The following is a 13,514-nucleotide window of genomic DNA, read 5'->3' as shown; positions in this document are numbered from 1 at the left end:
AGAGACACAAAGCCTTAGGTTAAGTCTCATAATCCATTAATTTTCTGCAAAGTTGATTCCGTTGATAGCACTGCGTTGTAACGCACCTTAGCACAAAGAACTTTTGTTTTAGATTCTATAGCCATTTGCAATAGCTCAATAGTATCTGGGCTAGCAGTTGCTTCGATTTGTTTGTAAAGCTGATTAATTTCACTCACTTCTTTAAATGATCCTACCAGGCGATTATAACTTTCTGGTGATAGCGTTTTCAGAGAACTGAGTTCTTTAATACAAGTATTTAGTGGCGCAACACCTTGTTGTTCAACAGCATTTGGTGAACGATCTAAAGCATTATTTAAAACATTCTGGGATTCAGGGTAAGAATCATCAGCCTTACTATTTTGCTGTGAATTATTCGTTGCTGCTGTGGTTGCTTGAGAATCAGCTAATGCCGTCTTTTGCGCATTTGGACCAGTGACACAGCCAGAAAGTAAAGCTGTGCTTACCGCAAGCAAAGACGCGACATAAAATTTATTTTTTAAAAACATATATTTACCTTACCAGTACTTTTCTTCGCTATTATTATGATGTCCTAGAAACCTAGTGTAAGCTAAAAACTCGCTATTTTCTATATAGCCGAATAGAGAAATAGAGACTTCTCATAAATCTTATGCATTTTTATTTTGTGCCAATTTAGTTTTACAATCACGGGATTGTTATTTCAGTATATGAATACTCATATCTCTTTAAATAAGATATCGCATACTTGTGTTTATTGGTGACTCTTGCACATTAATTAACATCAAAAACACATTTTATTAGTAATAAATCAAAGTAACCTTTGCTTACTCATCCTATCTTTCAGGTTTTTCTAAACTTAGTCTAATTAATCAACTTAGAATCATGGTATTACAAACAAGTACATTTACTCACTCAAAAATTGAAAATACTCACATTTTGGAATATCCCAATGAAATGATAAAGGCTACTCCGATGATAAAGATAAGTATTGAGTAAAATAAAATTCTACACTTATTAAAGTAGTCAATGAATAGCAGTTATCTTAAAAAGATATTAAGCTTAAATTAACGCATAACGTGATGTAACGCAGATTTTTATTTTTATACTGGAAAGATACAACAAATTAATTGTGGGCTTGAATGAGAGAGTTAAATAAAAATATCATGATTAATTGATAATATTCATGCCCAGTTATTAACTGGGCATGAAAAGCAAAGATTAAGCTTTGCTAGGACGTAATGCAGGGAATAGAATTACATCACGAATAGTATGGCTATTGGTAAATAGCATGACCATACGGTCAATACCAATACCTAAACCTGCTGTTGGTGGTAAACCGTGCTCTAATGCAGTTACGTAATCTTCGTCGTAGAACATCGCTTCGTCGTCACCTTCGTCTTTCTGACGAACTTGCTCAGCAAAACGCTCTGCTTGGTCTTCTGCATCATTTAACTCAGAGAAACCGTTACCGATTTCACGACCACCAATGAAGAATTCGAAGCGGTCTGTAATGAATGGGTTGTCATCATTACGGCGTGCTAAAGGAGAAACTTCAGCTGGATATTCAGTGATAAAGGTCGGCTGAATTAAATGGCTTTCAGCAACTTCTTCAAAGATTTCACACTGAACACGACCTAAGCCCCAGCTCTTCTCAATCTTGATACCGATAGACTGAGCAATCGCAACCGCTTTATCCATATCATCCAGATCAGCAACGTTAGTTTCTGGACGATATTTACAGATAGCTTCTTTCATGGTCATTTTGGTAAATGGCTTACCAAAATCGAACTCTTGCTCACCGTATTTAACAACGGTATTGCCTAATACTTTCTGCGTTAAGATACGGAACAAGTCTTCAGTCAGCACAATCAGGTCACGGTAATCGGCATACGCCATATACAGTTCCATCATCGTGAATTCTGGGTTATGGCGTGGAGATAAACCTTCGTTACGGAAGTTACGGTTGATTTCGAATACACGCTCAAAACCACCTACAACTAAGCGCTTCAGATACAGTTCTGGCGCAATACGCAGATACATATCGATATCTAACGCATTATGATGCGTAACAAATGGACGCGCAGAAGCACCACCAGGGATAACTTGCATCATTGGGGTTTCTACTTCCATGAATCCATGCTCAACCATGAAGTTACGAACTTCAGCTAAGATCTTAGAACGGATGATGAAAGTGTTACGAGACTCGTCGTTAGCAATCAGGTCAAGGTAACGTTGACGATAACGTGTCTCTTGGTCTGATAAACCGTGGAATTTGTCTGGTAATGGACGCAGAGCTTTAGTCAACAAACGAACTTCATGACAGTGAACAGTCAATTCGCCTGTTTTAGTTTTAAATAAACGACCTTTAGCGCCTAAAATGTCACCTAAGTCCCATTTTTTAAACTGCTCGTTGTAGATGCCTTCTGGCAGATCATCACGTGAAACGTAAATCTGAATACGGCCACCAACATCTTGCAATGTTGCAAATGACGCTTTACCCATGATACGACGAGTCATCATACGACCCGCGATAGTCACTTCAATGTTCAGGTCTTCCAGCTCTTCAGCTGATTTTTCACCAAATTCAGCGTGAAGCTTGTCGGAGACATTTTCACGACGAAAATCATTTGGGAATGGAATACCCTGTTCGCGCAACGCAACCAGTTTTTCTTTACGGGCTTTGAGTTCGTTATTTAAATCGGGAGCTTGTTCTGCACCCTGTTGCTCTTGAGACATTTTTTCCTCACAGGCCAGCTTTTAAACTAGCTTCAATGAATTTATCCAAATCACCATCCAGCACGGCTTGCGTGTTACGCGTTTCCACACCAGTACGTAAGTCTTTAATGCGTGCATCATCAAGGACGTAAGAACGAATTTGGCTTCCCCAGCCAATGTCCGATTTATTCTCTTCCATCGCTTGCTTATCTGCGTTCTTCTTCTGCATTTCCAGTTCGTATAATTTCGCTTTTAACTGGCGCATGGCTTGATCTTTGTTTTTATGCTGTGAACGGTCGTTCTGGCACTGAGTCACAATGTTGGTCGGTATATGGGTGATACGTACCGCAGACTCAGTTTTGTTAACGTGCTGACCACCGGCACCCGAGGCACGGTATACGTCGATACGTAAATCAGCAGGGTTAATTTCGATATCAATATCATCATCAACTTCAGGATAGATAAACGCTGAACTAAATGAGGTATGACGACGACCACCGGAGTCAAATGGGCTTTTACGCACTAAACGGTGAACACCTGTTTCTGTTCTTAACCAGCCATAGGCATAATCACCGATGATTTTAATTGTTGCAGATTTTAAACCCGCCACATCACCATCTGACTCTTCAATAATTTCTGTTTTGAAGCCTTTTGACTCAGCCCAACGCAGATACATACGCATGAGCATACTCGCCCAATCTTGCGCTTCTGTACCGCCAGAACCTGCTTGTAAGTCGATGTAGCAGTCAGCACTGTCATATTCACCGGAGAACATACGGCGGAATTCAAGTTGTTCTAACTTGCCTTGCAGTACGTCTAACTCAGCGCCCGCTTCGTTGAATGTTTCTTCGTCATCAGCTTCTACCGCTAATTCCAATAAACCTTCTACGTCTTCAATACCTTGAGTTAGTTGGTCAATTGTCTCAACAATCGCCTCAAGGGAAGAGCGTTCTTTGCCAAGTGCTTGAGCACGTTCTGGTTCATTCCAGACATCCGGTTGCTCAAGTTCTGCATTCACTTCTTCTAAGCGTTCTTTCTTGGCATCATAGTCAAAGATACCCCCTCAGAACCGTTGTCCGTTCAGACAGGTCCTGAATTTTGCTTTTTACTGGGTTTATTTCAAACGTCATTTTCACTATCTTATAGTTGATCAATAAAGATAAATATTTTCATTCACGAACCGTTTAGTATAACGGAATTCCTGTCAGGTTTATAGGGCATCAATCCTCTATTTCTGAACGAACTTTTACCGTGGTTTTAATCTGGCCAAATATGTTCAATCATCAATTGCACATTTTTATTACCACGGAACTCGTTCACATCTAACTTAAACGCAATTTTCGCTTTTTTGACGCTATTATCTGGCCATCTGCGGACATCAATATTGAACATAATGCCATCCAACATCGGGCCGCCATTGACGGGTTCTAACATCAATTTTAAATGTTTCTCGCCCACCAGTTTTTGTTGCAATAACTGGAAGTGCCCATCAAATACAGGTTCAGGAAAAGATTGCCCCCACGGGCCGCTTTCGCGAAGTAATTCAGCCGTCTCTAATGACAACTGATTACGCAATAATTCGCCATCACTCCAAATAACACCCGATAATTGCTCAGGTTGAATAAGCTCTCCCATCAGCGTTTCGAAATGGTATTTGAATGCGTCAAATTTGCTTTCTTCGAGCGACAGACCCGCAGCCATAGCGTGCCCACCAAACTTTTGCATTAAACCCGGTTGCAACGTATTTAATCGCTCTAATGCATCGCGCATATGCACGCCTTGCACAGAACGACCTGAACCTTTTAATAACCCATCTCCGGCTGGCGCGAACGCAATAACGGGACGGTGAAACTGCTCTTTAATTCGTGAAGCCAAGATCCCAACCACCCCTTGATGCCATTCGGGATGATATAGCGCTAAACCATTCGGTAACTGATTTTCGCTGTATTCTATTTTGTTAAATAGCACCAATGCTTCTTGCTGCATACCCGCTTCAATTTCACGACGAGTTTGGTTTAAACCATCCAACTCATTGGCTAGCTGGCGTGCATGCGCCATATCATCCGTCAGTAGTAATTCAATACTGACAGACATATCATCCAGCCGACCTGCCGCGTTAAGTCTAGGCCCCAGAGCAAAGCCAAAATCATTCGCGACTAAACGAGAGGCATCTCGTTTGGACACCTCAATTAATGCTTTTATCCCCGCGCAGCAGCGCCCAGCTCTCACTCTGTTCAACCCTTGGTGCACCAAGATGCGGTTGTTCGTATCTAATGGCACCACGTCTGCTACGGTACCCAGCGCAACTAAATCAAGGTATTCCGCTAAATTAGGCTCGCTAATCCCTTGTTTTTCAAACCACTGCTGCTGGCGTAAATGGGCTCTTAACGCTGACATTAAATAAAACGTCACCCCAACACCGGCCAGTGATTTCGAGGCAAATTGGCAATCATTAAGATTCGGGTTGATGATAGCATCCGCCGTCGGTAGCGTTTCTCCCGGTAAATGGTGATCGGTAATAATCACCTTCATCCCATACTCGTGAGCAGTAACCACGCCATCATGAGAAGAAATACCGTTATCCACCGTAATAATAAGGTCAGTTCCCTGCTTATAGGCTTCATCCACCACTAATGGCGTTAAACCATAGCCGTTTTCAAAACGGTTCGGGACGATATAGTTTAAATTCCTATACCCCATCGCTTTAAGCGCACGTATAGCTAATGCGGTGCTCGTTGCACCATCAGCATCAAAATCCCCAACGATAGTGATTTTTTGGTGCTCCACTAGCGCCAAATAGAGCAGCGTTAGTGCATTTTCAACCCCTGATAGCGAACGATAATCAAGCAAATTAGACGCTTTACGCTCCAATTGGGCGAGAGAGGTTATCCCTCTAGAGGCATAAATACGCTGTAAAAGTTCAGGAACATTAGGTAATGCCGCAGCATCACCCGTTAATTCTCGTTGACGTAAAAAAGTTTCGACATTCACAATGATGATTATTTCTGTTCAAGTATTTGGAGTAATTCGTCAGGTTTTAAAAAGCCAGGGAGTACTTGTCCGCTTGGTAAAACAATGGCTGGTGTTCCCGTAACTTTAAATAATTGACCTAATTTCAAATGATTACCTAAATCAATTTTACAGTCATCAATCATGGCAACTTCGTCACCTTTGAACGCTTTAGTCAACGCATCTTTTGGTAACGCATTACACCAGATTGATGCCATCTGTTTTGCCGTGTCGCTCTTCATCCCTTGACGCGGGAAGGCTAAATAGCGCACAGTCACCCCTTTACTGTTTAGCTCCCCCACTGTTTCGTGCAATTTCTTACAGTAACCACAGCTAATATCAGTAAAGACAGTTATCGCATATTTTTCATTAGGTGCTTTGAAGATGATCATCTCGTTTTTCAACGCTTCCATCTTCTTCAATAAAGGCTGGTTGCTGATGTTCACCGGAACTTTTCCGCTGAGATCATAAATTGGACCTTGCAACAGGTATTTACCGTCATCCGTCACATAAATTACGCCGTTATCCGTTTCCACCGTATTTAATCCCACAATTGGGGAGGGCTTAATGGATTCCACTTGCATATTATAATGTGCCAGTTTTTCGATAATCAGTTTTTCTTCCGTTGCGCCATAAACCGATGCCGTTAATGAGGCGATGCAGGCGGCTAAAACAAGTAGTTTGCGTTTCATATTTATCCTTTTCACCCATCACCCTCTTGGATGATGCTGCTCATGTAAAGCACGTAGCCGCTCAGTAGCGACATGTGTGTAAATTTGGGTTGTGGATAGGTCACTGTGACCTAACAACATTTGTACAACGCGCAAGTCCGCGCCGTGATTCAATAAATGGGTTGCAAATGCATGCCTTAATACGTGAGGAGATAACGCATCCCCATCAATATTAGCAAGAACGGCATAATATTTTATTCGGTGCCAAAATGTCTGGCGGGTCATCTTCGTACCACGTTTGCTTGGAAATAAAACATCGCTAGTTTTCCCATTCAGTAAATCTGGGCGCCCCTGCGCGATATATTTTTCCAACCAGTAAATCGCCTCTTCTCCCAGAGGGATCAAACGCTCTTTATCACCTTTACCAACGACCCGAACGACACCTTGACGCAAGCTGATATCCGAAAATGTTAGCCCTATCAGCTCAGAGACTCGTAAGCCACAGGCATACAGTACTTCCAACATCGCTTTGTCTCGTAACTCAAGCGAGTCTTCAGTCGCAGGTGCATTCAACAAATCTTCAACTTGTTGTTCACTGAGATCTTTGGGTAATCGCTGCGGAATTTTTGGTGCTGCGATTACCGCAGAAGGATCATCCGCTCTTATCTTTTCGCGGTAAAAATATTGAAATAACCGGCGAATCGAACTTAATAAACGCGCAGAACTTGCGGCTTTGTATCCGCCATCAATGCGTTCTGCGAGAAAAGATTGCAAATCAATCGACTGAACACTTTCCAAATGCAATTGCTGTGCATCCAGCCATCTATCTAACGATTGCAGATCATTACGATAAGATGCCAAGGTGTTTTCAGCAAGATCTTGCTCCAACCAAATTGTATCAAGAAACTGTTCAATTAAAGGATTTAGTTGTTTACGTTCCACGCCAGATCCTATGCCTCTTTATTATTACAGTGCAATCTATTATGCCTGATTGTAGCACCATCTGTTACAATACGTCCCTCGTGATAAAAACCAGCGCTGGATATAGTAATAATATATATGAAAATAGGTCTTTTTTACGGTTCAAGTACCTGCTATACCGAAATGGTCGCAGAAAAAATACGTGACATTCTTGGTGATGATTTCATTACCCTCCATAACGTCAACGATACACCGCCAGAATTAATGGAACAGTACGATGTTCTTATTTTGGGGATCCCTACGTGGGATTTTGGTGAAATTCAGGAAGATTGGCTAGAAATTTGGGAAGCGCTTCCCAAACTTAACCTTGCGGATAAAATGGTCGCAATGTATGGCATGGGTGACCAAGTTGACTATAGCGAATGGTTTTTAGATGCACTCGGTATGCTCTATCACCAGCTTAAACCGACTGGCGCGCAGTTTATTGGCTTTTGGCCGACTGAAGGCTATGAGTTTGAAAGCCCGAAACCGCTCACTGAAGATGGTACGATGTTTGTGGGTCTTGCATTAGATGATGTGAACCAGTTTGAACAAACTGATGAGCGAGTCGCACAATGGTGCGAGCAGATCCTACAAGAAATTGAAGCTGCTCTTTAAACACCAAGTACAACTCACTGCAATATCAAATATCAGGATATTGCAGTAGTAATTGATTGAGATTGCGCCAGTTCTCTTCGGAAACAGAATCCTTTGCAATCCACAAGCGAAGCTTCTGAGGCTTACCTTGCAACGCATTAAGCGTTAATAAAATACCAAAGCGACTACACCATGGCGCTTTGATAATTTCCCACTCATTCTTTTTCCATTGCAGCTTGTTGCCATTCACCAATACAGCCACACCTTTGACTTTACTGATATTTTTTTGGCTTTTTGCCCAACTTGCTACCAACACAACTAACAATGGCAGCCAAATCATTGAATTACCTGGGGCCCATGGTGCAACCAGCAAAATAATGCCCGTTACCCCATGAAGACAGGTGGAAAAAAGCTGAGTTTTCCATGAAATGGAAAGATTAGATTTCCACAGGACCACGATTTTTATTTCTTTCTTGAATGAGTTTAATCATAGAGAACAGTTCTTCGTCCTCCGGACGCCCGTGATTCATCAACCAATTGAACAAATCTGGGTCTGGACACTCGAGTAGGCGCACAAAAACACGTTTGTCGTGATCTGTTAGCTCGTCATATTCATATTCAAAAAATGGCATGATAGAAATATCAAGCTCACGCATGCCTCTTCTGCACGCCCAATGAATTCGCGCCTTGTTATTGATATCGATTTGACTTTGCCCGCTAGGCATTCCATTATCCATTTCACTACGACCTTTTGTTGCAGTTGACTGATAAGATTGATTATTTTAAATACTCTATCAGATAATCTGTCAATAAAACATGTCACACTCTACATAGTTCACATTTTAGGTTGTAAAATACCGTTTTTCTACAAACTATTTACCCTCTTATGCTGAATAATAAGATAACGGAACTTTAATGCGGGTTTAGGCTTGCAATGTGACCTAGCTATTTTACCATTAAGCACCATTATCAGATAAAGAACAACAGGTGAAATCATGACTTCCCATGTAGACAACACACAACAGTTTCCCCTCGATTCTCAGTCTTTGCCCCTTGTTTTGATTTCACTGGAAAACTGGGAACTTATTCATCTCCACGGCGCCGATGCAGAAAAATATCTGCAAGGGCAAGTCACCGCCGATATCAGCACACTTGAACATGCGCACACATTAACCGCCCATTGCGATCCCAAAGGGAAAATGTGGAGTGACCTACGCTTATTCCATCACTTAGACGGTTTTTCTTATATTGAAAGACGAAGTGTTGCCGATGCCCAGCTCGCTGAATTAAAAAAATACGCGGTTTTCTCTAAAGTCACTTTTGAAAAGAAACCGGAACTGAAATTACTTGGCGTTGCAGGACAAGGGGCGCGAGAAGCACTTTCGTCCGTGTTCGCCACACTACCGGATATCCAAAACCAAGTTGTTGCCGATGGCAACAGCACCCTTCTGCATTTTGATCTTCCCGCAGAGCGTTTTTTAATTATTACGGATGAAGCGACTGCGCAAAATCTCGCAGAGACCTTAAATGCAACACAGGTTTCTGACCAACAATGGTTAGCATTAGACATTGCCTCAGGCTTTGCCGTTATCGACCAAGAAAATAGTGCCCAACATCTGCCACAAGCGGCAAATTTACAAGCTATTCCTCACGGTATTAGCTTTAAAAAAGGCTGCTATACCGGCCAAGAAATGGTCGCACGCGCCAAGTTCCGTGGTGCCAATAAACGCGCTATGTACTGGCTAACGGGCACAGGTTCCTCACTTCCTACTATTGGTGATGGTGTTGAGTGGCAACTGGGTGAAAATTGGCGCCGTACTGGAACAGTGCTTGCTGCTGTGCGTTTAGGGAATGGAGAACTTAGCATCCAAATCATCATGAATAACGATATGGAAGCCGATAGTCTGTTTCGCGTTATGGGTGACGAACAAAGCCGCCTGACCATTGCGCCACTACCTTATTCATTAGAAGAAGATAAATAACTGGGGTTTTTATGTCATCTGCAACAAGTAATAAGCCACTCGACGTTTTGAATTTTGGGGCTTTTACTGAAGTCGTCCAATTTTTGATGGAGCTCGATAAACTGAAAAGCGTTTATCGCAAGAATAAGTTATTAAACCGCGAAAGACACGAAAACACCGCCGAACATAGCTGGCAGTTTGCTGTTGCTGCGATGGCTTTTGCTCCTTATGTACCGGGTGTTAACCTCGAACGTGCCATTAAACTTGCGCTCGTTCATGATATCGTCGAAATCGATGCGGGTGACGTTTTAGTGTTTGATAATGCCGCTCGTGAAGCTATTCATGATGAAGAAGTCAAAGCAGCTAACCGCCTGTTTAACTTACTGCCTAGTCCTCAAAATGCTGAGTTCTTAGCATTATGGAATGAATATGATGCTGTTGAAACCTTGGAATCGAAATATGCCAATGCCATTGACAGAGCGATGCCAATGTTATTGAACTTGCATAACCAAGGCCAAAGCTGGGTTGAAAATCACATTCGCCATGAGCAAGTTGTCAGTAAGTGTGACTATATTCAAGAAATCCTGCCTGAGTTTTGGTTGCAACTTGAACAGCAATTAGAGCAAGCCCACCAAAAAGGCTGGCTGCTATAGTTAAAAAATAAAACAAAAAACGCCAGATAAATATCTGGCGTTTTCATATTAAACACTTAGAACATTAATTACATATACTCATCGATAGGCACGCAAGAACAATGTAAATGACGGTCGCCATAAACATCATCAAGGCGTTTTACCGCAGGCCAATACTTGTTCACTCGTGTTGCGTGAGATGGGAATACTGCCAATTCACGGCTATAACCATGTTCCCACTCTTCTGCTAATTCGGTTTGAACGTGTGGCGCATTCACTAACGGGTTATCTTCCAGCGTCCATTTACCTTGAACCACTTGGTCAATCTCATCACGGATAGCCAGCATGGCATCGATAAAGCGGTCGATTTCCACAATACTTTCTGACTCAGTAGGTTCGATCATCAGCGTGCCCGCCACTGGGAATGACATCGTTGGCGCATGGAAACCATAGTCAATCAGGCGCTTAGCAATATCCAGCTCGCTGATACCCGTATCTTTTTTGATTGGACGTAGATCCACGATACATTCGTGAGCCACATAACCTTCTTGTCCGGTATACAGGATCTCATAGCGACCCGCTAAGCGCTTAGCAATATAGTTCGCATTCAAGATTGCCACTTGGCTAGCTTTTCTCAGCCCGTGAGAGCCCATCATGCGGATATACATCCAGCTAATTGGCAGTATCGAAGCACTACCAAATGGCGCTGCAGAAACTGCACCTTGCTCGGTCAGCATCTCTTGAGTAACGACAGAGTGACCCGGTACAAACGGTGCTAAATGTTTTTTCACGCCGATAGGTCCCATACCTGGGCCGCCACCGCCATGCGGAATACAGAAGGTTTTATGTAAGTTCAAGTGAGACACATCCGCACCGATAAAGCCCGGTGTTGTCAGTCCCACTTGGGCATTCATATTCGCGCCATCTAAGTAAACTTGCCCGCCATATTGGTGGATAATTTCACACACTTCGCGAATGCTCTCTTCATAAACACCGTGAGTTGACGGATAAGTCACCATCACGCAAGAGAGTGCAGCACTGTGCTCCTGCGCTTTTTCTCGTAGGTCAACAAGGTCAATGTTACCTTCATCATCACAACGTACTACCACGACTTCCATACCCGCCATGTGAGCAGATGCAGGGTTAGTTCCGTGAGCTGAGGCTGGGATCAAACAGATATTACGAGCGCCTTCATTGCGACTTTCATGGTAACGACGGATAGCTAATAGCCCCGCATATTCCCCTTGAGCCCCTGAGTTAGGCTGCATACAGACAGCATCATATCCCGTCAATTGAACTAACCAGTGGGAAAGCTGCTCAATCATTTGGTGATAGCCTTGCGCCTGCTCCGGTGGACAGAACGGGTGTAATTCGCCAAATTCAGGCCACGTAATTGGCAACATTTCAGCAGCAGCATTCAGTTTCATGGTGCAAGAACCTAATGGGATCATCGCTTGGTTCAGCGCTAAATCCTTACGCTCTAAGCTGTGCATATAGCGCATCATTTCCGTTTCGCTATGATAACGATGGAAATTAGGATGAGATAAAATCACGTCATCACGCAACATGGCGGCTGGAATTGCACTTTCACTTTCTGAAACTTGCTTATCTAATTTTTCGAAATCCAGTTTTTGGTCAATACCCGTGATCACAAAGAACAATTCGTTCAGGTCTTGGCGTGTGGTGATTTCACTGAATGTGACGCCCACTGCACCGTGAATATCTGTGCGCAAGTTTATTTGCGCTTTTTCGGCACGCACTAAAACAGCCGCTTTGTCTGCCACTTCGATAGCCAGAGTATCGAACCACGTTTTATGGCGTAGAGCGATGCCTGACTCTGTAAGCGCTTTCGCAAAAATCGAGCTAAAGCGATGAATGCGCTGAGCAATCATTTTCAAGCCTTCAGGCCCATGATACACCGCGTACATCGCGGCAATATTGGCCAGTAAAACTTGGGAGGTACAAATGTTGGAGTTCGCTTTTTCACGGCGGATATGCTGTTCACGGGTTTGCATCGCCATACGTAGCGCAGTATGACCCGCCGCATCACGAGAAACCCCGATAATGCGTCCCGGCATCGCACGTTTGAACTCATCTTTACAGGCAAAGAACGCAGCATGAGGACCACCGTACCCCATTGGAACACCAAAACGCTGCGCCGAACCGAAAACGATATCAGCCCCTTGCTTTGCAGGTGCTGTTAATAGCACTAATGCCATCATATCGGCAGCCACACAGCTAACAATGTTCTTCGCTTTTAGTTTGGCAAATAGCTCGCTGTAATCGTGGATATTCCCCGTGGTGCCCACCTGTTGCAGTAATGCACCAAATACACCTTCGTGTTCCAGTACTTTCTCTGCGCTGTCCACAATCACTTCAAAACCAAATGTACCCGCACGAGTCCGCACAACATCAAGAGTTTGAGGATGGACATCATCCGCAACAAAAAAGCGCTCTGCATTTTTCAATTTACTGATGCGTTTGGCCATGGCCATCGCTTCCGCAGCGGCTGTTGCTTCATCCAATAACGATGCTGAAGCTAAATCTAAGCCAGTTAAATCAATCGTTAATTGCTGGAAGTTCAGCAGTGACTCAAGACGACCTTGGGAAACTTCGGGCTGGTAAGGAGTATAAGCCGTATACCAACCTGGGTTTTCGAGCAAATTACGTAAGATAACAGGAGGAAGGATCACTGGGGCATAGCCCATGCCGATGTAACTTTTATAACGTTTATTCAGGGAGGCAATCCCTTTTAATTCTGCGAGGGCTTCTTGCTCGGTAGCACCACCGCCGACTCTTGGTGGCTCAGGCAGTAAAATGGCTTTCGGGACAATTTTGTCCATTAAATTATCGAGGGAAGTCGCGCCAACAGTACCTAACATGGTTTTTATTTGTTGTTCTGATGACCCTATATGGCGCGAGATAAATTCTGAACGGTTTTCTAGTTGACTCAGTGACATCGACATATC

12 protein-coding genes are annotated in these 13,514 nt (G+C 43.2%); 3 read left to right on the top strand and 9 right to left on the bottom strand.

Annotated features, from left to right (window positions below):
- Positions 1–26 precede the first annotated feature (26 nt).
- The 6 genes from GKR48_RS05855 to xerD all read right to left on the bottom strand — a co-directional run bounded on the left by GKR48_RS05855 (position 27) and on the right by xerD (position 7,337).
- The gene (locus tag GKR48_RS05855) at positions 27–527 is read right to left on the bottom strand and encodes a hypothetical protein (RefSeq protein WP_154627375.1); all 501 of its coding nucleotides are present in this window, start codon (positions 525–527) and stop codon (positions 27–29) included.
- A gap of 691 nt (positions 528–1,218) precedes the next feature.
- Positions 1,219–2,736: a lysine--tRNA ligase gene (gene lysS / locus GKR48_RS05850; protein WP_036951129.1), complete on the bottom strand. Its 1,518-nt coding sequence runs from the start codon at positions 2,734–2,736 to the stop codon at positions 1,219–1,221.
- A 7-nt stretch (positions 2,737–2,743) separates the two neighbouring features.
- Positions 2,744–3,845 (bottom strand): peptide chain release factor 2 gene (gene prfB, locus GKR48_RS05845; protein WP_154627374.1). Its coding sequence is split into 2 segments (ribosomal slippage): positions 2,744–3,766 and positions 3,768–3,845, totalling 1,101 coding nucleotides; the frame shifts between segments, so codons are not numbered across the junction.
- A gap of 127 nt (positions 3,846–3,972) precedes the next feature.
- The gene (gene recJ / locus GKR48_RS05840) at positions 3,973–5,706 is read right to left on the bottom strand and encodes a single-stranded-DNA-specific exonuclease RecJ (protein ID WP_272521468.1); all 1,734 of its coding nucleotides are present in this window, start codon (positions 5,704–5,706) and stop codon (positions 3,973–3,975) included.
- Between the two features lie 8 nt (positions 5,707–5,714).
- On the bottom strand, positions 5,715–6,416 hold the full coding sequence (dsbC, locus tag GKR48_RS05835; RefSeq protein WP_154627373.1) for a bifunctional protein-disulfide isomerase/oxidoreductase DsbC: 702 nt from the start codon (positions 6,414–6,416) through the stop codon (positions 5,715–5,717).
- Positions 6,417–6,434: 18 nt separating this feature from the next.
- Positions 6,435–7,337: a site-specific tyrosine recombinase XerD gene (gene xerD / locus GKR48_RS05830; protein WP_272521467.1), complete on the bottom strand. Its 903-nt coding sequence runs from the start codon at positions 7,335–7,337 to the stop codon at positions 6,435–6,437.
- Positions 7,338–7,454: 117 nt separating this feature from the next.
- On the opposite strand from xerD, the gene fldB reads away from it, so the two are divergent.
- Positions 7,455–7,973, top strand: coding sequence for a flavodoxin FldB (gene fldB, locus GKR48_RS05825; RefSeq protein WP_154627372.1), 519 nt, complete (start codon positions 7,455–7,457; stop codon positions 7,971–7,973).
- A gap of 25 nt (positions 7,974–7,998) precedes the next feature.
- On the opposite strand, the gene GKR48_RS05820 is transcribed toward fldB, so the two are convergent.
- Entirely contained in the window at positions 7,999–8,409 is a 411-nt protein-coding gene (locus GKR48_RS05820; RefSeq protein WP_132495768.1) for a protein YgfX, read from the bottom strand.
- The gene (sdhE, locus tag GKR48_RS05815; RefSeq protein WP_036951240.1) at positions 8,390–8,656 is read right to left on the bottom strand and encodes an FAD assembly factor SdhE; all 267 of its coding nucleotides are present in this window, start codon (positions 8,654–8,656) and stop codon (positions 8,390–8,392) included. The genes GKR48_RS05820 and sdhE overlap by 20 nt, the downstream gene beginning before the upstream one ends.
- A 291-nt stretch (positions 8,657–8,947) precedes the next feature.
- On the opposite strand from sdhE, the gene ygfZ reads away from it, so the two are divergent.
- Together ygfZ and GKR48_RS05805 are read left to right on the top strand one after the other, a co-directional pair.
- Positions 8,948–9,934, top strand: a complete 987-nt coding sequence (gene ygfZ, locus GKR48_RS05810) for a tRNA-modifying protein YgfZ (RefSeq protein WP_154627371.1) — start codon at positions 8,948–8,950, stop codon at positions 9,932–9,934.
- Between the two features lie 11 nt (positions 9,935–9,945).
- The gene (locus GKR48_RS05805) at positions 9,946–10,566 is read left to right on the top strand and encodes an HD domain-containing protein (protein ID WP_154627370.1); all 621 of its coding nucleotides are present in this window, start codon (positions 9,946–9,948) and stop codon (positions 10,564–10,566) included.
- A gap of 68 nt (positions 10,567–10,634) precedes the next feature.
- Here GKR48_RS05805 and gcvP read toward each other — a convergent pair whose 3' ends face one another.
- Positions 10,635–13,511, bottom strand: a complete 2,877-nt coding sequence (gcvP, locus tag GKR48_RS05800; RefSeq protein WP_154627369.1) for an aminomethyl-transferring glycine dehydrogenase — start codon at positions 13,509–13,511, stop codon at positions 10,635–10,637.
- Positions 13,512–13,514 lie beyond the last annotated feature (3 nt).

Origin of the sequence: Providencia sp. wls1943 (genome assembly GCF_009706275.1) — a bacterium.
Taxonomy (GTDB): domain Bacteria; phylum Pseudomonadota; class Gammaproteobacteria; order Enterobacterales; family Enterobacteriaceae; genus Providencia; species Providencia zhijiangensis.
The sequence above is the reverse complement of the archived record's forward strand: the minus strand, read 5'-3'. Positions and strand labels throughout refer to the sequence as shown.

Coding starts and splice junctions, on each gene's coding strand:
- GKR48_RS05855 (WP_154627375.1), bottom strand. CDS start 527: ATGTTTTTAAAAAATAAATTTTATGTCGCGTCTTTGCTTGCGGTAAGC.
- lysS (WP_036951129.1), bottom strand. CDS start 2,736: ATGTCTCAAGAGCAACAGGGTGCAGAACAAGCTCCCGATTTAAATAAC.
- dsbC (WP_154627373.1), bottom strand. CDS start 6,416: ATGAAACGCAAACTACTTGTTTTAGCCGCCTGCATCGCCTCATTAACG.
- fldB (WP_154627372.1), top strand. CDS start 7,455: ATGAAAATAGGTCTTTTTTACGGTTCAAGTACCTGCTATACCGAAATG.
- ygfZ (WP_154627371.1), top strand. CDS start 8,948: ATGACTTCCCATGTAGACAACACACAACAGTTTCCCCTCGATTCTCAG.
- GKR48_RS05805 (WP_154627370.1), top strand. CDS start 9,946: ATGTCATCTGCAACAAGTAATAAGCCACTCGACGTTTTGAATTTTGGG.
- gcvP (WP_154627369.1), bottom strand. CDS start 13,511: ATGTCGATGTCACTGAGTCAACTAGAAAACCGTTCAGAATTTATCTCG.